Below are 19,944 nucleotides of genomic sequence, written 5' to 3'. Positions count from 1 at the left end.
AAGGCCAAGAAGATCGAATTTGATGTTGATGTGACTGACGGCGGTACCGCCAAGCTCCAGGCTGAAATCAAGTAAGCCTGTTTCATAGCGTCCTCGTATGGAGAGAAGGGCAGCGGGATACCCGCTGCCCTTCGTGTTTTCAGCAGGTTTCCATCACCGCCTCGCCTTGCCTTTCTCTTTCCCCTCTAGGTAAGATGCCTCTTTTTCAGCGTTGTTGCTTGAGGGATTGGTGTGTCACGAGAACTCTCACTCGCAGAAATCTTTCAGCTTGGCTACTACTGGGAGACGAAGATCCTCCTGACTGCAGTCAAGCTCGACGTCTTTTCTGCAATCGGCGAAGCATCTCGGGATATCGGTGATGTGGCAGGTCGGTTGCAGGCCCACGCGCCGACGTTGTCGCTCCTCTTGAACGCACTCGTGGCTATGAAGCTCCTAACCAAAGAAGGCGGGTCATATCGCAACTCTTTGACGGCGCTGAAGCATCTCGTTCGGCACTCCCCCCAGTACATCGGTCACTTGCTTCTACTGCACGATGCGGAGTGGAATAACTGGGGAAAGCTTGAAGAGACGGTTCGAACGGGCAAACGGTCGGTGGACCGGCATGTCTTTGAGACGGATCCGGAGTTGGGCGGGAATGTGTTGGCGGTGTTGAACCGTATCGGCCAGCAAAGTGGACCGGATTTGGCCAGGCGGCTGAAACTCGTCGGTCGGGAGCGGGTACTGGATTTGGGGGGAGGAGTCGGTACAAACGCGATCGCCTTCTGCCAGGTGTACCCGGACCTACGTGCAACGGTGTTTGATCTTCCGGCGACGCTCAAACTGACGGAAAAAACGGTGAAGGAAGCCGGATTGGAGTCGCGGATCACACTCCATCCCGGAGATTTCAATAGAGACCAGCTTGGCGGGCCTTACGATGTGGTCCTGATGTCGGACATTCTGCACTATCAGACGTTTCAGATGAACCAGGATTTGGTTGCCAAGGCCGTGGCCTCGTTGGCGTCGGGTGGGCGACTCATCATCAAGGATCGGTTTCTTGATGAAGCCGGCACTGGCCCTGCTTGGACAACGGCGTTTACGGTTCACATCCTGATGAACACCCAGTACGGGAGTTGTTATAAGACGAGCGAAGCTATGCAATGGCTAGTGCAGGCAGGATGTGCCTCTACGACGGAACTGGAGAAGACGGCTGTCGTTCAAGGGGTGAAGCCATAGACCGCGAATCGTCATGCGTTATTCGTGAGTGGGGCAATACTCGCTTCAAGATGAGGCGAGTTTCCTCGAAACGAGTGAGTCATGCGCCGGTGAGGCGTTGCTTGTTGAGGAAACGGAATGGATTGGCTACGAGGACCAGGGTTCTTTGGTACACAGGCAACGGCTGGTGCCGATTTAAGCCAGTTCATGGCCACGTTATTCACGACGCTCTTCATCATCGGCTGGGTCCAAGCTCGGCGGCGCCGTGCCGATGCCCATCACTGGCTGATGCTCGGCGGTATGATGTCCATGCTCAGTTTCTTCGTGGCGTACTATCTGTTCCGGCAACTCGGTGTGCTGGCGGTAGAAGGGAAAGAAGGATTCGGCGGCTCGCAATCGCTCTATGACTACGTCTTCATCCCGGTACTGACCCTCCACATTATCTTGGTCATCATCGGGCTGATCATGGCGGTGTACATGATGGTGTTGGGGTTTCGCTCTCAGCAATTCATCGACGGTGTGCGATCGCTCCGGGAATCACGGCTCATGACCACGTGGAAGAAGATCGGGATCGTGTTCGGTGTCGTGGCGGTGATCGTGCTGGGGTTGTTTTTTTCGCGTGTGGCGACCGCCGGATTTTCGATGCGTAAGCTGGAGGTCTACCTGATCTTTCTTGCGCTTGTAGCATTTGTGTTCGCGATTGAGATGACGATCCAACGAATCTGGCCTGATGGTGCCCAGCGGCATCGCGCGCTGGGCCGGTTCACGATGGTCATCTATTGTGTACTATTCATGACCGGAAGCTTTACTTATACGATGTTGTACATCCTGTACCCAGGCAAGATCGGGTGATGTAATGGCAATCCGTCCCGAAACGCTTTACGGGGGCCCGGTATGCTGACCTGCGGCTGTGGTCGATGGATGCATACGGAGGGGATTGAGGAACGTGCGTATGATGACGGCGTTCTCCAATGGTTCATCCGCTCGGAATGTAGGGGTTGCGGCTTAAAAGTCGGTATCGATGTGCCTGGGGGACAGCCGAACCAGTTGGTCGATCGGTTGCTGTGGACTGATGAGGCGCTGCACCGACTGGACCGCATGCCGCCCTATCTGGCTGCCTTGACTCGAGATGAGGTGGAACAGGAGGCCCGTTCTCAGAACACCCGTGTGGTGACGTATGACATGCTGCTGCAGCCTCGTGGGGGCAACCGGGTTGAATGGGATCCTGAAGCGGAACGCCGGTTGGATCGGGTTCCGGCTCCGGTTCGTGCCATGGCTCGTATCGAACTTGAGCGGACGGCGGCTGATCGTGGGCTCTTCCGTATCACGGTGGCGCTCATGGAAGAAGTGAAGGCGAAGTATTTTGGAATGGGCGCTCAAAAGACGTGAAAGGTGAAATGTGAAAAGTAAGACGAGAAGAACGAACTACCTTTCACCTCTCATTTTTCACTTTTGACGAGTTAATCATGTTGCATCGAATGGCGTTGCGGGTACTTCCGAGCTTGAGCTTGGCCGTGACGGAAGACGCCGTCCGCAAGAAAAAACGAATCGTGATGTTTGTTCCGGGGCTGATTGCTTTCGGGATTTATCGCCTTGCCAAACATCTCGTTCCGATCGGCGAGCCGCTGGTACTCTTGGCTGTGAGTGCGCTGGTCGCAATGATGACGGCGGTCTTGGCCTATCGGGTTGGGCGATCTGCCCCCTGGTCGGAGATTGTGCGCCACGATGGCGTCCGGTTGCTCAGCTGGCTCATCGGATGGATCGGCGCTGTCTATGGCATTCAGCTTTCCCTCCTGGTGCTGACTCTTTTGTGGATCATGAATTATAGCTATCTTCAGCATCCCGATGGACCGGCGATGATGGCAATCATCATCTCCTGTACATCCGTCGCACGTGATGCATTTGAGATTGGGCATGTGCGTCGGCTCTCGCAGATGGGGCGGCCCTTTCTCACGTTCCCGGATGGAGCGCCACTTCGGATGTTGCTGCAGCACAAGACCGGGCAACTGGGGCCGTGGGTCCTTGCAGGGCTTGGCCTGGGTGTGTTGGCAGCTCTTCCAGGAGTGCTCATCGCGGATGTTCAGGGAGCGGCGTTGGCCCAGTTGTTCGCCGTGACTGTTCTTGGGGGAGGGTTGACTCTTTGTGCCTATTTCGGTGGGCTCTATCCTTCTACCTCGTGGGTGCAGACGCTTCGTCGGACAGCGCCGGGTGAGCTGGTGAAATATTGGTGGTGGCCTGGGATGGCCTTTGCCTCGACCTATTACCTGGTCGCGATGGGGTTGCTGTTGTTTGTCGCAAGGCAGCCTACGATCTCGACCGGTTCGGCAGCTGTAATGGGGGCAATTGTGACGGCCATCATGGCTCTGTATGGGTACTATCTGGGTGATCGCCGTCATGTTGAAGATGAACATGCGCCGCAATTATCGAGTGGAATGTTGCGGTGCCCGTTTGTGATGGGGATTCTGGGCAAGACCATCGGTGCCACCGATGCAACTGGGGAGTTGGCACTCGGTAAGACTGGGATGAAGGGATAGGTTTATGGTTCAAGGATTCAGAATAAACGGTTCCCTGCTTTGTGTGGCACTGTGCATCGCGTTCGTTTCAATCACCCTTGGCTGCCTGGGGAATGGCCCCGATTTGTCTTTTGCCGACTCATCCACTGACGTGTACTTCGGAACCGAGGGAATTCCCCAGGGACCGGCGGCTCCCACTCCCCAGGAGACAGTCTACCCTCAAGTTGGTTCACTCGATAGTCGGTTACTCGTGTGGTTTGTAACGCAGCAACATACCTATTTTGGCGGATTCGTTCTCGCCTTGCCGTTATTTTGCGCCTTACTGGAGTTTTTGGGGTTGATCACGAAAAAGCCGGCCTTGGCCCTTCGTTACGATGGTTTGGCGAGAGACCTTGCGAAGGTGGCGGTCCTGGCCATGTCGGTCACGGCGCTGATCGGCAGTCTGATGTTGACGATGTTCATCACGCTTTATCCGAGTTTCATGAAGTATATGGGGGGGACGTTTAAGGGGTTTATGCCGGCCTATGCTGCTGTGTTCGCCGGAGAAGCGTTGCTGCTCATCGTGTACTACTACGGATGGAACCGAATGGCGGATCGAGGCCTCAAGTGGATTCACGCCGCGATCGGCATTGTGACGAACATCGTGGGGACCGCATTACTGATGATGGCCAACGCGTGGTCTGCGTTCATGATGTCGCCGGCCGGGGTCGATGCACAGGGGCGGTTTCTGGGTAACGCGTGGCATCTGTTGCACTCCGCCCTCTGGAATCCTCTGAACGTCCATCGGTTCTTGGCGGATATGATGTCCGGTGGAGCGGTAGTGCTCGCCTATGCCTGTTACCGATTTTTTACCAGCAAGACCGACGAGGAGCGCGCCTATTTTGATTGGGTCGGATATGTGTTCCTCTTCGTCACGGTTTGCGCCCTCATTCCCATGCCGTTTGCCGGGTATTGGCTGATGAAGTCGGTCTTCGTGTTTCGTCAGACCATGGGAGTGACGATGATGGGAGGACTGCTCACCTGGCTATTTGTAGTGCAGGCCCTCTTGATCGGTGTCTTGTTTTTGGGGATCAACTACTATCTGTGGCAGAGCATGGCGCGGATCAAGGGAGGAGAGCGGTATCAGCCTTATTATCAGCTCCTTCTGGGCGTGTTGATGCTGGCGCTCTTCATTTGGTTGACACCACATACACTGCTGACGTCTGCCAGTGAGGCCAAGGCCATGGGAGGCGCGCAACATCCGGTCATCGGCAACTATGGAGTCATGTCGGCCAAGAACGGAGCGGTGAATATCCTCATTCTCGTGACGGCGCTCAGTTTCTTGTACTATCGCCGCGCGAATCGAACGATGACCATCTCATGGATCAAGACCGGAAATATCCTCATCACGGTGCTGTATGTGGTCGGCGCGGTGAACATCATTTGGCTGTCCATCTACGGATTCTATTTGCCGGCAAAAATTCGCGTCGGTCTTTCCGCTCCACAAGCCCTTACCACGTTCACGGTTATTCTGGTCGGGGTTGTGATCAATCGGTTGATGCTCAGGCGTGCGGTGGTGCATGGCCCGATTCAGTGGGGGAAGATTCCGCTACGAGGCATGGTTGGATTATTTGGGTTGGCAGCATCGTTCAGTTGGGTGATGGGGTTGATGGGATACATTCGTTCCTCAGGGCGCTTGTCATGGCACGTCAGCGAGTTGATGGCCGATGTCTCACCATGGGCCTTCACCCCAGATCTCCAATATGCGACCAAAATGGTGACACTGAATATGGTCGTGTTCTGGGCAGCGGTGCTCGCGTTGTTCTGGATGTGCGAGCGGGGACAACAGCCGGTGATGGTTGAGGACGTGAGAGAGAAGGAGTCTCCCTTACTGAGTCCGATTCCATCGCAAGAAACATAGAAAGGGAATCAGGAATGAGATGCACTGTGTCGATGGCTGCGGCTGTGCTCGGCTCAATCGTTCTCGCGATTGGGGTTGCGCCTGCGATTACAGGAGAGCCGACGCTGGTGCTGGAAGCTTTTCAAGCAAAAGAAGCGGACGGGTTTCCCTCTTCATGGGAACACGAAAACCAGCGGAGCCAAACAAAGGGTCGCGAAGCGTATAAGGTACAGTCCGAGAACGGGGCAAGCTTTTTGTCTGCGAAGGATGCCGGTCAACGGATCAAAAAGAAAAAAATTGATTGGGATCCTAAGGCCTATCCGGTTCTGACTTGGCGATGGCGTCTGACTAAGGCAGCAACTGGAAACGAACCACTTGCAGCCGTCTATGCCTCTCTCGATACCGATCTGATGTTTATCCCGGTGTTTACGAAATATGTCTGGAGTGAGTCGAAGCCGGAGGGCACCTTGACCGAAGGCGGGATGTTCAGCGGATCCGAGATTGTTGTCCAGTCTGGGACGAAGGAGATCGGACAGTGGTTCGAAGAGCGCGTCAATGTGTACGAGGACTTTAAGAAGATCCATAAGCATGAGCCGGCGGAGAAAGCGTGGGGAATCTCCATTATCGCTGCGCCTGGGGTGGAGATCGATTTTGGTCCGCTTGTCGCCCTTCCGGGGAAGTGACGAATGGGCGGCCTCTAAGAGATTGATGTAATGGAGAGTCGTAAGGTCGTTGATATTGCGCTCGGGATCGTCGTAATGGGGACAGTCGGGACCCTGATCGGGACGACCATGGGTGGGGGGCTGATGCCGGTTGCCATCCTCGTCGGGCTTGGGCTTGGTGTGGTGATCGGTTTTCTTGGTGGTCGCCGTTTTCTTGTGAGCATTCTTGTCGGTACGGTTACTGGTGGTCTGTTAGCCTGGTTGATGGCCGGTGCTGACCGGATCTGGGTTGGTGCTGGGGCCGGAGCAGCCATGGGCGGCTTTCTTGGTGTCCAGATTTCGATGTTGCTCGATGTGCGTGCAGCGAAGAAGGCGGCGGCCGAACAGGCGGGAACGTTGCCGTCGTAGAGTTCATGGGTCTTGATTATCGAGGTATCTGTGGAAAATAAGGGTGTCCTAGTCGGCTCCATTATCTTTGTGTTTGCGTCCTTCTTTCTCATGATCGGTCTGTTGGCCTACGAATCTTATAAGGCCAAACAGATGAAACAGCTCGCGGCATCGGTGAAGTCCGAAGCACGACCGACGGCCAGCAGTCTGCCTGCTCAGGATTTCTCCATATACAAGACAAAGATCGGAGACGAAGGGCGTGAGATGGTGCAAGTTCCGGAAGGGCCTTTTACGATGGGAAGCAATGACGGTGATCCCGATGAGGCGCCGGAGCATCAGATCTATTTGAAGGGGTTCTATATCGATCGGAACGAGGTCACGCAGCAAGAATATCAGCGGTTCGCCAAGATGACGAAGCGGGGGATGCCGAGAATCGAGGTGTTTGATGACGATCAATCAAAGATCTTGAAGCCTGAGTTTGCGGCGATGAGTGTCTCGTGGGATGAAGCGGCTGCCTACTGCAAGTGGGCAGGGAAGCGTTTGCCCACGGAAGCGGAGTGGGAAAAAGCCGGGCGGGGTGAGAGTAAGAGGCGATATCCATGGGGTGACAAGTTCGTCGTCAATGCTGCCAATGTTGATGGTATGGAAGATGGATATAAGTATCTGGCTCCTCCCGGATCGTTCGAGAGCGGGCGCAGCCCCTACGGTATTCACGATATGACAGGGAACGTGGCAGAGTGGGTTGAGGACTCCTACGACGAGAATTACTATAAGAAATCTCCGTTTCGTGACCCCAAGGGGCCGGACAATGCGGATTTGAAAGTCGTGCGGGGGGGCTCTTGGAGAGAGACCGAACATCACGCAAGGCTGTCCAAGCGGTTTGCCGCTAAACATTGGCGTACCGATGTCACGATCGGTGTTCGCTGCGCAAGTGATTTGGATTCAGCTTCAGCTGAGAGCTGAGTGATAGGCCGGCATGCTCGAATCAAAGTTCAAGCTCGTTTTCCTGTTTGTTGTGTTGGTCTGCGCGGCTATGCCCATCGTAGCCATTATGCGCGGGACCACGGTTACGCCCTATGAAAAACCGACGGCTGATACCGCTGCCGAAGTTGTGTCGATGGCAGATAGTGCTCCTGGAGAAGAACCTATTTCAGGTGAAATGGTGACGATTCCGGCGGGGCCGTTCGTTCGTGGAACCGAGGGTGGGGGCTTCGATGAGCGTCCGCAACGAACCATCTATCTGGATGCGTTCGCGATTGATCGGTACGAGGTAACGAACTACCAGTATCAGCAGTTTGTTCTGGCCACAGGGCATCGAAAACCTGGACTCCCTTCGCGCTATGCCAAGAGCGGGGCCAAGGTGCGTGGTATCAATCAGCCCATCGTCTATGTGTCCTGGGACGACGCTGATGGGTACTGTCGTTGGAAGGGCAAGCGGCTTCCTAATGAAGCTGAATGGGAAAAGGCTATGCGAGGTACGGACGGAAGGCTCTGGCCATGGGGAGATAAGGAGCAACCTGATGGGGCGAATTGGGCTCGTGTGCAGGATGGTCATGAAGCCTCGGCGCGTGTCGGCACATTTCAGAGTGACAAAAGTCCCTATGGAGTGATGGATGGGGCAGGCAATGTCATGGAGTGGGTGGCTGATTGGTACGATGAAAGTTACTATAAGAGCTCACCGGAGCAGAATCCACCAAGCCCTGAGTATGGCACCTATCGTGTCCTTCGTGGCGGAGGGTACACCACGAGCGGAGGAGATGTTCGAATCACCAGCCGAAGCAAGATGATGCCGGATTTTCGAGATGAAACGATCGGATTTCGCTGCGCAAATTCGACTGTCGGTACGATAGGGGAAGAGAAGAAAAAATCAGAAGAAATTACAGAAAATCAAAGTAGTAGAGGATCAAAAACACGGCCAAAATGATGTTGACAACCATTCCAGCCAAAACTATAATGTCAAACACTTTTGAGTTTTTCGACACAATTTCCTCTCTAGTTTGCGTTGAAAGTTGAGAAATTTTGATAACACAGGGCCGGATGCCTGTCAAGGAAATGCAGTAATTCTGAATTTTATCCCTTACCAACTATCTTGACCGGGAGTGAAATGACGATGGCAACAGCTACCCCTGATAGTGAGCTTAAAGTAAAAATTGGGAAGATGATTTTTTATGTTACTTTAGCTGTCGGATTATGGTTTTTCTATTGGTTTGCTGGTATTCAGTGCCCTTGCTGAGTCTTGAGCGGAGTCTGTCTTGAATGTGGGGTCTGGCTGGCTTAACCAATTGATAATACCGGTCGACAGAAGAGAGGAAGAAGAAGATGAGCGCGCTTAACAATCCAGTCATTGCACTTGTTGTTTCTCTTGTTATTACCGTTGGGTATTTTGTGTTGGTCGATCACTACCTCATGGACATGCAGGGGCTGGACTTTTGGTATCTCTTCAAAAACTGAGCCCTCCTGAAGGTGTAGTCAAGTATTCTGAAAATCATACATTTAACGTAGGGTATTAAGGAGGTATTCCATGGGCCTTTTAGCCGGCAAGCGCATATTTTCGATTGTGGCGCTCTGCATGATGGTCGGCCTCCTTCTGCTTCCGGTCGTCGTGGCGTTGCCTTCACTGGCCATCGGTGAAGAGACTCATGCGGGCGATGCGGCAAAGAAGGAAGGGGATAAAGTCGAAAAGGGTCGGGATGTCTATTATAAGACCGAGGGCATCGTGTCTGGTGCTCCTGCTCCTAAGACGACGGATGGTGTTAAGGACTATCCGAGGTATAACTTTGAAAGTCGCGTGTTGCTCTGGTTTGCGAACCAGCAGCATCTCTACTACGGCAGTTTTGTATTGGCCGTGCCGATTTTCTGCATGATTATCGAGTTTATGGGAGTCGTGACGAAGGATAAAGCACTCGCGAAGCGTTATGACCAATTGGCTTATGACTTTATTAAGATCAGTCTTACTGCCTACTCTCTTACGGCTATTCTGGGAGGTATTCTGATCTTTACCTTCCTGACTCTGTATCCGGCATTCTTCTCGTATTTGTCGGGTATCTTCCGTCCGGTCATGCACATCTATGCATTGATGTTTGTGGCGGAGAGCGGAACCCTCTACATCTACTATTATGGCTGGGACAAGATGAGGGAGGGGTTTTTGAAGTGGATTCATTTGAGCATGTCGGTGGTCTTAAACGTCATCGGAACACTGCTCATGTTCCTCGCAAACTCGTGGATCGGTTTCATGATGTCACCTGCCGGTGTTGATGAGCAGGGTCGGTACCTTGGGAATATCTGGCATGTGATTCACACCGCACTCTGGAATCCTCTCAACCTTCACCGCATCCTTGGGAACATGGCATTCGGCGGCGGTGTTGTTGCGGCATATGCTGCGTACAAGTTTTTGGCGTCAAAAACGGATGAAGACCGAGCTCATTATGACTGGATGGGCTACATCGCTATGGCACTGGGCGTTGCATTTCTGATTCCGTTGCCATTTGCCGGATATTGGCTCATGCGTGAGGTTTATGCCTATCGCCAGCAGATGGGTATTACCCTGATGGGCGGTCTGCTTGCTTGGTTGTTCATTATCCAGGCCACGATGATCGGAATTCTTTTCCTGAGTACCAATTACTATCTCTGGCAGGCCATGGGGCGTATGCGTGGAGCAGAGAAGTATCAACGTTATATTAAGTATCTGGTTTTTCTCCTTGCCTGCGGGTACATGGTCTTCATTACTCCGCACACGATGGTGATGACTCCAGCGGAGTTGAAAGCCATGGGAGGTCAGCAACACCCAGTGTTGGGTAACTATGGGGTTATGTCTGCGAAAAACGGGGGCATTAACGTCATTATTACCACCACAGTGTTGAGCTTTGTCTGGTACATGCGAGGGAATAAAGTCTCAACTGTATCCTGGGCAAAGTTCGGTAACATCTTTATGGGCGTGTTCTTCGCCTGCGCGTACTTCAATATTATATTTCTTGCCGTATATGGATATTACATTCCGGCAAACGTCCGGGTGGGTCTGTCGGTTCCTCAAGTGGCAACAACCTTGTCGTGTCTCTTCTTCATGTTTGCATTGAACAGCTTCATGATGAAGGGTGCCAAGCAAATGGGGCCGATTGAGTGGGGGAAGATTTCCGCTCGTTCGCAATACGCTCTCATTATGTTGGCAACCGCGTTTACTTGGATGATGGGGTTGATGGGCTATATTCGCTCATCCGTCAGACTCTTTTGGCATGTCAATGAGATCATGCGAGACAATTCCCCTTGGGCCTATACCCATACGGTGGGGTTTGCCGCCAATATGATTTCGGCCAATGTATTGTTTTTCTGGATTACCATTCTCTTTGTTTTTTGGTTGGGTAGCTTAACGGCGAAGAAGGTTCCGGTTGAGTCCAAGACTGGAATACCTGGTAGTGTTCCGCAGCCGGCTCCCAGTCATTAACCTGTGTCTTCTTTGATAGTCGGCTCAACGGACGGGTGGGGATATGTCCTCCCTGGAAGTTGTAGCTGTAGGAGGTCACGACCTTGGGTAATTTGATTGCAGAAGCACTGTCGATGGGTTGGATGGCTCTGGCCACCCTTGCGGGTCTGCTGGTTTATTTTCAAGTGTCCATCAGCGACCCTGCTGCGAAGAAACGCGCAGTATTTAAGACGTTCATTGGGATTGTATCCTGTTTTCTTCTATTTATGGCGATCGCCAATTACAAGACCAATTTCTACGGTGAAAGTCGGTTGCTTCCTGTTTCGTTGGTGATGATCACCGTAACCACCTTCATCATGGCGCTGTACTTCACCAACCTTAGCGCTCTCCTGAAGATAGGTGGCATGATGTTCTTCGTGGCTGCGTTCCTTTCTGGCTATGGAAACTGGCTTCCCCAAGTGGAAGGTGGCTTTCCGCCGGTAGAGGAAAAGGTGACGTGGGAAACCATGTCCACTCAACAGCTGGCTGACAAGGGTGAGGAAATTATTTTTGGCGGTGTCGGAAAAAATAAGGAACAGGGGGCGATCGGGAAGGGGCAATGTCCGCTGTGTCATGCCTTCCATGCAGGGATGCTCGGTGAGCGAGCGCCAAACTTGTTAGGTTTACCGACCCGTAAGGAGCGCTTGGAAGATCCCAAGTATTCTAAGGGTAACCCCTCAAAGCGTGAGTATTCCGTCAAGGAAGCATTCCCTGGTTCAGGCACTGCAGAAACCGTACAGGAGTACATTGCAGAGTCACATGCCTGTCCTAGTTGCTATGTCGTTGCTGGTTATGGGGTGAAAGGTACGAACGACAAGGAAAGCCCGATGCCATCTATTCATAAGCCGCCGATATCACTCAGTCTTGCAGAGCTTGCGGCTGTTGATACGTGGATATATGCACGCGAGGGGGTCGAACCTCCATCGTTCGATGAAATTGTGAAGTCGTATGAAAAGTTTGTTCCTGAGGCAGACCGTCCAAAGCAGGCGGATGACAAGCCCGCAGGTGCCACATCGCTGCTGGCGGATGGATCAGAGCCTGTTGATCAAATTTTTGCCAAAGCCCAGTGTGTGTCTTGTCATACTATCCCTGGTATTCCCGGCGCCATGGGGACTATTGGTCCGAAGCTCGAGGAAGGGACAACTGCCTCGCAGCGCATAAAAGATCCAGCCTACAAGGGCACAGCAAAATCACCTGCTGAATACATTATGGAGTCCATCGTCGATCCGAGCGCATATGTTGTTAAACCATTTCCAGATAAGACAATGCCGGCCATCTTTGGCCAGAAATTGAGCGCTGGAGCATTGAAGAAAATCGTTGACTACTTGTCGCAAGTGAAAACCGGAGCGCCGCCACCGAAGATTTAGTAGCGCCTGGTTATCTGTCATGCGGAGAGTAAAGGGAGTTTGCCGATGAAAGCATTGATGTCACTTGGTGCCTTGATTGGAGTAGCGGGTCTACTCCTTCTGGGTGGGATGTTCTTTGATGTTGTTCCATCCACTACTGTACGATTAGTCGAAGGGTATATGCCGATCCAGCTGCTGCTCGAAGTGGCATGCTATGTGATCGGTTTTACTGGGCTGAGCTACATGATGAGTGCAATGGGGATGGCCATCCCGAGGTTTTGGCAAGGGATCGGGTTCTGGGTATTTTTGATGGTCTATCTCAAATATCGTGTCTACCCTCCAATACCCTTCAGCGTGCGTGCGATGTACGGGACAGTCGGACTTGTAACAGTGTTCATGTGGATATCTGCGAATGAAGAGGACTGGACGAAATTCAAGCAACCCATCCTGAACGTACTTGATGCTCAAACAGGTGGGAAAAGGCTATTACGTTATGGCTATCTTGTGCTCTTGCCGATTTTGATCGGGGGGTTCTCCTTCAACGCCATGATGCCGAAATCGGAGGAGCCCATTGAGTTACGAACGGTACATCCCGCTCCGCCTGCCAGCACAAAAGTGCATGGTAAGACCTATACCTTGCAGACATCGCAGAACCCTTACCGCGTGAATCCGGAAGGGAAATATGATCAAGAGTTTTCGAATGCCAATATTGTCGAGCAGGGAATGGGGCGTTTGATGAAACCAAATGCCAATCCTTGGGATGAGAAAAACCAAGGTTACCTGAAGTACGTCAGAGAGGGTGGAGAGATTTTCTTCCAAAATTGCCATTTCTGCCATGGCGATAACCTGAATGGTAGAGGGCTGCACGCCTTTGCCTTCAATCCAATTCCGGCAAATTTTACCGACCCAGGTACAATCGCACAGTTGCAAGAAACATTTATCTTTTGGCGTGTTTCAAAGGGCGGTATCGGCTTACCTAATGAAGGATTCCCGTGGGCTTCAGTCATGCCCCCATGGGAACAACACCTCACCGTGGATGAAATTTGGAAAGTCGTTTTGTTTGAATATTGGCACACTGGCTACTATCCACGGACTTGGGATTAGTCGCTATAACCCCTAGCAATGCCAAACCAGACATAATGAAGATTATGAGGCCAAACATGATGGACAGTATGACTCAGAAGGCCGGGATCATCGCGGCTGCAGCCTTCGGAGTGGTTTTAGTTTCTAGTGCTGGATATTCGTCGGTTTTAGCGCAAGGGCTCCCTGAGGGTTTTAAAAAAGGTGATCTTGCTCCTGAACCCTCGGCAGAAATGATTGAAGCAGGTAAGCGTGTCTATTTTACCAAGTGCGTGTGGTGCCATGGGGTCGATGGAGCAGGTGACGGGCCTGGTGCCGACCGACTCTGGCCTCGCCCCAGAAATTTCAACCAAGGTACTTTTAAAATTCGCCACACAGCGAGTGGTGAACTTCCACTGTTTGATGCGAAGAAACCAATCCCTGGTCAGAACGATCTCTTCGAAACTGTGACGCATGGTCTTCCCGGGTCTGCGATGCCCCCGTGGGAAGGTATCTTGAGCGAAGAGCAGCGTCAGCAAGTCCTCTCGTTTGTGACGACCCAGCTGGTCAAAGACAGGAAATTTACTGATAAACAGTCCGAGAGCCAAACCGTGCTTCAGTTAGCTGACTTGAAGCCAAAGCCTGCTACCGATGAAAGTAAGAAGCGTGGTGGCGAGCTAATCGTGGAAAAAAAATGTGTGGAATGTCATGGTATGGAAGGCCGTGGCGATGGGAACGCCTTCAATTTGAAAGACGACTGGGGCTTCTCAATTCAACCGGCCAATTGGCATAAGTGCTGGAACTTCCGTGGGAGCCGTCAGGACCCCTACAATGTGTCCAACATTTTTAGAACTTTCTCGACAGGAGTAAACGGCACTCCAATGCCTTCGTTCGCAGACAATACGACCGTCGATGAACGGTGGGATATTGCCAACTTCGTCAATTCCCTTTGTGAGAGGGATCCACTGGGTAACCCTTTACCAATCGACCCTCTGACTGATAAGCCAAAAATCAATTTCGTCATTCCATCGGATATGGTTGAGGGGGAAATCCCAACCGATCTGGAGCATGAAGCATGGAAAAAGGCTCCAAAGCGATACGTAGCCATGGGCGGGCAGATCACCCACAAGCCGAGGAACTTTGTGAATCGGCTCGACGATATTTGGGTGCGATCACTCTACAACGATAAACACATTGTCTATCTGGTTGAGTGGGATGACAGAACAAAGAGTGTGGCAGAGGGTAAGCTCCCTTGGGCTCCTACACAGGTCAACATAGATATCAAGGAACAGGATCCGAAAACCGGTGAAGAAGGATCCATCGCGGCTCACCAGAACAACTATACGGTCTATAATGACGCGATTGCCATTGAAACAGCAGTAAAATGGAAGGAGCTTCCAGCTCCAATCAAGCCGCGGTACTTGTTCGGCACTAACGAACAGTTCCCTGTAGACATCGTGAAGTGGGAAGCGGATGGATCTCTTCGCGCCTTCAAAGGGACAGGTTGGGATAAGGATTTTGAAGAGCGTGATAATTACGAAGAAGCCATGAAGCTCTTGAAGGCTGAGTGGAAGAATGGCCGGTGGTACGTTATGATTCAGCGGCCTGTCGGTAATAAGAAGGATCAGGATTATGACGAGGATACCTTCTTTGAGGTGGGGCAATACATCCCGACCGTCTTCTTTGCCTGGGACGGTCATAATGGTGATGCGGGACGGAAGATGGCCGTGTCAGCCTTCTACTATACCTTTATGAATCCCCCGGTTCCGCAGGAGACATATATCTATCCAGTTGTGATTGCAGTTGGTGTTGTTCTCCTGGAGGGATGGGTCTTGACCCGCCGTTCAAATAAGAAAAAAGGAAAGGCGCTCTAGCTTTCATTTGAAACGCGAGTAGGCGTCATCAGCTCAAAGGGGGTGGGGTAACCCACCCCCTTTTTTTATTGAGAAGAGTGATGGATGTATGATTTCCGATGTCACAGGGGTCCTTCTGGCCGGCGGGAAAAGTCGACGGATGGGAGAAGATAAGCGGTTTCTCGCTGTGGGGGAACGTACCCTCTTGGAGAGGAGTTGTCATGTTCTTTCTCAGGTTTTTGAACGTGTTTGTATAGTCATTGCTCAGGATAGTCAGCCACTTGAAGCTCACGTCCCAGTTATTCGTGACCTCATCCCATCCTGTGGAAGTCTGGGGGGCATGTATACCGGTCTACATCAGGCTACAACGCAGTACATTTTTCTCGCTGCGTGCGACATGCCATTTATTCGCGCGGATCTTGTCCAGTACATGGTCGGGAAAAAAGATCATGCGGATCTCGTTGTGGCGTATTGGCACGGCCGACTTCAGCCGACCCATGCAATCTACAGTAGAAACTGTTTATCGGTTGTCGAGGAACTCATGAGAAACGGTGAACTGAAGCTACAGAGGTTGCTTGCAGTCCCTGCACTCCGTGTTTGTCTGATCACGGAGGATGAGATTCGCACGATTGATCCAGAAGGACGATCGTTTCAGAATGTGAATACACCGTCTGATCTTAACCGAGCGCGTTCCCTGTATGAAGATCGGTTGGGTGGCTGAGGCAGTGATGCTTCCCGAATAGGCATGACACGGTCGTTGATCATTCTGCATCCGGGTTCTTTGGGGGATGTCCTACTGGCAGTACCGGCTATACGAAGACTTCGTGCTCGGTTTTCAGGGCGAGACACGTTACTCATTGCCCGTGATTCTGTCAGTCGATTTCTTGTAGCTTGCGGTGTCATGAATGATTGGATGTCCTTGGAAGGATCAGCAACGGCGGGGCTCTTTCTAAAGGGCGTTCCGCTATCGCGTGAGCTAGAGACGTGGTTCCATCGATGTGATCTCGCGGTCGCCTGGATAGATGACAACGAGGACGCACTTCGTGCCACTTTCCAGGAGTTTGGTGTCGCACAAGTGCGGATTCAATCACCATTCTCTCTTGCATTACGTACCAGGCATCAGAGCCATCGTTTTCTTGAAACCGTGGATGAGTCAATTGTCGATGAGTCATCAGACAGGGTTATCCAGGTTCCTTCAGTTTTTGTCGAAGAGGGGAGCGCCTGCCTTGAGCATATAGGGGTTCCACGGGGACGGATATTCGTGCTGGTGCATCCTGGAAGCGGTAGTGTGCACAAGTGTCTCAATCCAGAAACTATTGCCGTTCTCATCCAGAGGCTCGATCAGAAAGGTCTGGTACCGGTTGTCCTTGAGGGGCCAGCTGATCAGAGTGCGATCGAGCGCGTGCTGCAGGTGAGTCGCCGAAGACCGCCAACTCTTCGAAATCTTGATCTTACAACACTTGCCGGAGTTCTTATGCTCGCCAAGTTTTTTCTTGGGCATGACTCCGGCGTGACACACCTAGCGGCGCTCCTTGGTGTTCGAACCGTTGCCGTCTTTGGGCCAACCGATCCGGATCGATGGGCACCGCTCGGGGAGCATGTCACGATTTTGCGAGGGCCATCCTGTCTCTGCCGATCATGGGAAGCCGTACGACAATGCCAGGAAAAGCCGTGCCTTGGTGTGCCGATCGATCAAATTCTGACTTTGTTGGCGGGATCCGGGTCAGCATAGTTTTAAGCGGAACCCCTCGGAATTCAAAGTAAACCGCCTTGTCTCTCGCTATCTCATAATGCTAGAGTGCTCCGTTGATTTCCGTTTGTTCAATACGGCTGAGGGGATGGTTTTGGCGCAAGGTATTGTGCAAGGAATGGTCGCTACGGCCCTGCTCACTGCTCTCAATGGGGCAAAGCAAAAGGGGCAGCTTAGGACGCCGGTCTGGCCGACGCTGAGTCTGGATGCCCCCAAGCGGCCAGAGTGGGGAGACCTGGCCTCGACCGTGGCGATGTCTTTGGCAGCTTCCGAGCAGAAGGCGCCTCATGACATCGCGCAGATCATTGTAGACAACCTCTCGGAGCGAGACCAACTGTTTGACCGTGTGGAAATCGTCAGGCCGGGTTTTTTAAATCTCACCGTCAAGCCAACTCTTTGGCAGGAAGTCATTCGGGAAATCGCGGCGCAGGAGCGGTCCTATGGCCGGACAGATATTGGGAATGGCCGTCGAGTGTTGGTTGAGTATGTGAGCGCAAATCCGACAGGCCCATTGCATGTCGGACATGGCCGAGGCGCTGCGGTGGGACAAGCTGTTGGGCGGCTGTTGCAGGCCATCGGATATGATGCGGTCAGTGAGTACTACATCAATGACGCCGGGCGGCAGATGAAACTGTTGGGTGCGTCGGTGTACGCACGATACCTCGAATTGTCAGGGAGACTCGCCGCATTCCCGGAAGATGGGTATCACGGAGCATACGTGACGGCGGTCGCGGAGAAAATAAAGGGCCAACTTGATGGTGTGGCTGGCGAACTGAGTTCGGAGGACCTCCAGGCTCGTTGCCGAACGCTTGCATACCAAGACCTGTTGGGGCATATTCGCGACGACCTCAGGGCCTTTGGCATCGAGTTCCACTCATGGTTCAGCGAAGCCTCCCTTCTGGAATCACAGGCTGTGGAACGGGCCTGCGACGAACTGAAAGCCCGGGACCTCTTGTTCGAGCAAGACGGAGCGTGGTGGTTTCGATCATCCGCGTACGGAGACGAGAAGGATCGTGTCGTCAAGAAGCAGGATGGCGAATATACCTATCTGGCCTCCGATATCGCCTATCATCACGACAAGCTGCGACGGGGCTATGATCTGTTGATCGATGTCTGGGGGGCCGACCACCATGGGTATATCCCCAGGATGCAAGCCGCAGTGCAGGCGTATGGTTATCCGAAGGAGCGTCTACACGTCGTGTTGGTGCAATTAGTGAAGCTGTTACGGGGTGGCGTTGAAGTAAAGATGTCCAAGCGGACCGGCGATTTCATCACGATGCGGGAGGTCATTGACGAGGTTGGGGCGGACGCCGCGAAGTTTTATTTTCTGATGCGGGATTCCAAGACCCACTTGGAATTTGATTTGGAGTTGGCCAAGCAGCGTTCCAACGACAATCCGGTGTACTACGTGCAGTATGCGCATGCAAGAATTTGCAGCCTCTGGCGCGTCGCATCCGAGCGAGGTATTGTCCGTCCATCCGCGAGCGAAACGGATCTCACGGTGCTTACGGATCCAGACGAGTTGGGTTTGATCAAGAAGCTCGCTGCGTATCCCGAGGTGCTTCAGGCGAGCGCCCTCGCGTTTGAGCCGCACCGAGTGACGTATTATCTTCAGCAGTTGGCGGCGCTCTTACACACGTTCTATAACAAGCACCGGATTCTCCCTCCGGCTGGGGAGCTAGATCCTGATGAGTCGGTGGCCGACGTGCTCGCACCCAGTCGCACTGCAGCACGGTTGGTCTTGATGGGAGCCGTCCAACAGGTGATTTCCAATGGGCTGGACGTCCTAGGCCTCTCAGCACCTGAACAGATGTAGTTTGCCACTTCCAGCGAGCGATGTGATGCAGTACCAGATCCACCAGCCAGATCCGTACTCCAAGGGCCGCATCGGCCAGTTGACGACGGGCCATGCCACGATCGAGACCCCGGCGTTCATGCCGGTGGGTTCTCTCGGACCGGTAAAGGGACTTGAACCAAAGGATCTGCAGGAGTTAGGGTTCGGCCTGATGCTCAACAATGCGTACCATCTGTACCTACGTCCTGGGCACAAGATCGTCGCGGGTATGGGCGGGCTCCATGCCTTTACCGGTTGGTCTGGAGCCATCCTCACGGATAGTGGAGGGTTTCAGATCTTCAGTTTGGCGAAATTGTGCGAGATCACGGATGATGGCGTCACGTTTCAATCGCATATCGACGGGTCAACGCATGTCATTACACCGGAGAAAGCGATCGAGATTGAAGAGGCCTTAGGGGCCGACATTATTATGGTACTTGATCAGTGTGTGGCACTTCCTGCCAGCAGGGAGGTGGTGCAGGAAGGGGTACGACGGACCAGGCTTTGGGCAGAGCGCTGTCAGGCTGCGCGTCGTCGGACAGACCAGGCCTTGTTTGGGATTGTCCAGGGTGGATTGGAGGCGGACGTCCGCGTCGCGTCGGCACGGGAGTTGGTGACGTTGGGGTTCGAGGGCTACGCGATCGGCGGATTGTCGGTCGGTGAGAGTAAGACGGATATGTATGGGATGCTCGATGCGACGGTCCCGGAGTTGCCGGAGACGAAACCTCGGTATCTCATGGGCGTGGGACTTCCTGAAGACTTAGTCGAGGGTGTCGCTCGAGGCGTGGATCTCTTTGACTGCGTCGTGCCGTCTCGCCACGGGAGAACGGGATCTCTCTTTACTGCATCAGGGCGGGTTGTGATTAAGCAGGCGAAATATACGGAGGATGAACGGCCGATCGATCCAGATTGTGGGTGCCCGGTGTGTGCCCGGTATTCTCGTGCCTATCTGCATCACTTGTTTATGGTCAAGGAGATGTTGGGGGCTCGACTCAACACGATCCACAATCTGTG

The 19,944-nt window shown here is 52.9% G+C and carries 18 protein-coding genes; all 18 read left to right on the top strand.

Features of this window, described 5'->3' with window-relative positions:
* The first annotated feature begins 231 nt into the window (after positions 1-231).
* Complete coding sequence (locus ACYX34_RS13545) at positions 232-1,212, top strand: methyltransferase (protein ID WP_462077101.1); 981 nt, start codon at positions 232-234, stop codon at positions 1,210-1,212.
* 117 nt (positions 1,213-1,329) lie between these two features.
* Positions 1,330-2,043 (top strand): DUF420 domain-containing protein, encoded by a 714-nt coding sequence (locus ACYX34_RS13540; RefSeq protein ID WP_462077100.1) that lies wholly within the window; start codon positions 1,330-1,332, stop codon positions 2,041-2,043.
* 42 nt (positions 2,044-2,085) lie between these two features.
* Positions 2,086-2,580, top strand: coding sequence for a PCP reductase family protein (locus ACYX34_RS13535; RefSeq protein WP_462077099.1), 495 nt, complete (start codon positions 2,086-2,088; stop codon positions 2,578-2,580).
* Positions 2,581-2,657: 77 nt separating this feature from the next.
* Positions 2,658-3,725, top strand: a complete 1,068-nt coding sequence (locus tag ACYX34_RS13530; RefSeq protein ID WP_462077098.1) for a hypothetical protein — start codon at positions 2,658-2,660, stop codon at positions 3,723-3,725.
* Between the two features lie 43 nt (positions 3,726-3,768).
* Positions 3,769-5,604 carry a cytochrome ubiquinol oxidase subunit I gene (locus ACYX34_RS13525; protein WP_462077097.1) on the top strand — a complete coding sequence of 612 codons (1,836 nt, stop codon included), beginning with the start codon at positions 3,769-3,771 and terminating at the stop codon, positions 5,602-5,604.
* A gap of 14 nt (positions 5,605-5,618) precedes the next feature.
* The gene (locus ACYX34_RS13520; RefSeq protein ID WP_462077096.1) at positions 5,619-6,266 is read left to right on the top strand and encodes a DUF3047 domain-containing protein; all 648 of its coding nucleotides are present in this window, start codon (positions 5,619-5,621) and stop codon (positions 6,264-6,266) included.
* 30 nt (positions 6,267-6,296) lie between these two features.
* Positions 6,297-6,653 carry a hypothetical protein gene (locus ACYX34_RS13515; protein WP_462077095.1) on the top strand — a complete coding sequence of 119 codons (357 nt, stop codon included), beginning with the start codon at positions 6,297-6,299 and terminating at the stop codon, positions 6,651-6,653.
* A 30-nt stretch (positions 6,654-6,683) separates the two neighbouring features.
* Positions 6,684-7,595, top strand: a complete 912-nt coding sequence (locus tag ACYX34_RS13510; RefSeq protein ID WP_462077094.1) for a formylglycine-generating enzyme family protein — start codon at positions 6,684-6,686, stop codon at positions 7,593-7,595.
* Positions 7,596-7,608: 13 nt separating this feature from the next.
* Positions 7,609-8,556, top strand: coding sequence for a formylglycine-generating enzyme family protein (locus ACYX34_RS13505; protein WP_462077093.1), 948 nt, complete (start codon positions 7,609-7,611; stop codon positions 8,554-8,556).
* Between the two features lie 395 nt (positions 8,557-8,951).
* Entirely contained in the window at positions 8,952-9,083 is a 132-nt protein-coding gene (locus ACYX34_RS13500) for a hypothetical protein (RefSeq protein ID WP_462077092.1), read from the top strand.
* A 70-nt stretch (positions 9,084-9,153) separates the two neighbouring features.
* Complete coding sequence (locus ACYX34_RS13495; protein WP_462077091.1) at positions 9,154-11,070, top strand: cytochrome ubiquinol oxidase subunit I; 1,917 nt, start codon at positions 9,154-9,156, stop codon at positions 11,068-11,070.
* A gap of 83 nt (positions 11,071-11,153) precedes the next feature.
* Entirely contained in the window at positions 11,154-12,455 is a 1,302-nt protein-coding gene (locus ACYX34_RS13490; RefSeq protein ID WP_462077090.1) for a c-type cytochrome, read from the top strand.
* A 45-nt stretch (positions 12,456-12,500) separates the two neighbouring features.
* Positions 12,501-13,538 carry a c-type cytochrome gene (locus ACYX34_RS13485; RefSeq protein ID WP_462077089.1) on the top strand — a complete coding sequence of 346 codons (1,038 nt, stop codon included), beginning with the start codon at positions 12,501-12,503 and terminating at the stop codon, positions 13,536-13,538.
* A gap of 56 nt (positions 13,539-13,594) precedes the next feature.
* Entirely contained in the window at positions 13,595-15,367 is a 1,773-nt protein-coding gene (locus ACYX34_RS13480; protein WP_462077088.1) for a c-type cytochrome, read from the top strand.
* Between the two features lie 88 nt (positions 15,368-15,455).
* Positions 15,456-16,067 carry a molybdenum cofactor guanylyltransferase gene (gene mobA, locus ACYX34_RS13475; RefSeq protein WP_462077087.1) on the top strand — a complete coding sequence of 204 codons (612 nt, stop codon included), beginning with the start codon at positions 15,456-15,458 and terminating at the stop codon, positions 16,065-16,067.
* A gap of 24 nt (positions 16,068-16,091) precedes the next feature.
* Positions 16,092-17,078, top strand: a complete 987-nt coding sequence (locus ACYX34_RS13470; protein WP_462077086.1) for a glycosyltransferase family 9 protein — start codon at positions 16,092-16,094, stop codon at positions 17,076-17,078.
* A 112-nt stretch (positions 17,079-17,190) separates the two neighbouring features.
* Complete coding sequence (argS, locus tag ACYX34_RS13465; RefSeq protein ID WP_462077085.1) at positions 17,191-18,912, top strand: arginine--tRNA ligase; 1,722 nt, start codon at positions 17,191-17,193, stop codon at positions 18,910-18,912.
* 25 nt (positions 18,913-18,937) lie between these two features.
* The coding region (gene tgt / locus ACYX34_RS13460) for a tRNA guanosine(34) transglycosylase Tgt (RefSeq protein ID WP_462077084.1) at positions 18,938-19,944 on the top strand (1,007 nt) is incomplete at its 3' end.

Source organism: Nitrospira sp. CMX1 (assembly GCF_054902215.1).
This window is presented reverse-complemented; position numbering and strand designations above follow the sequence as displayed.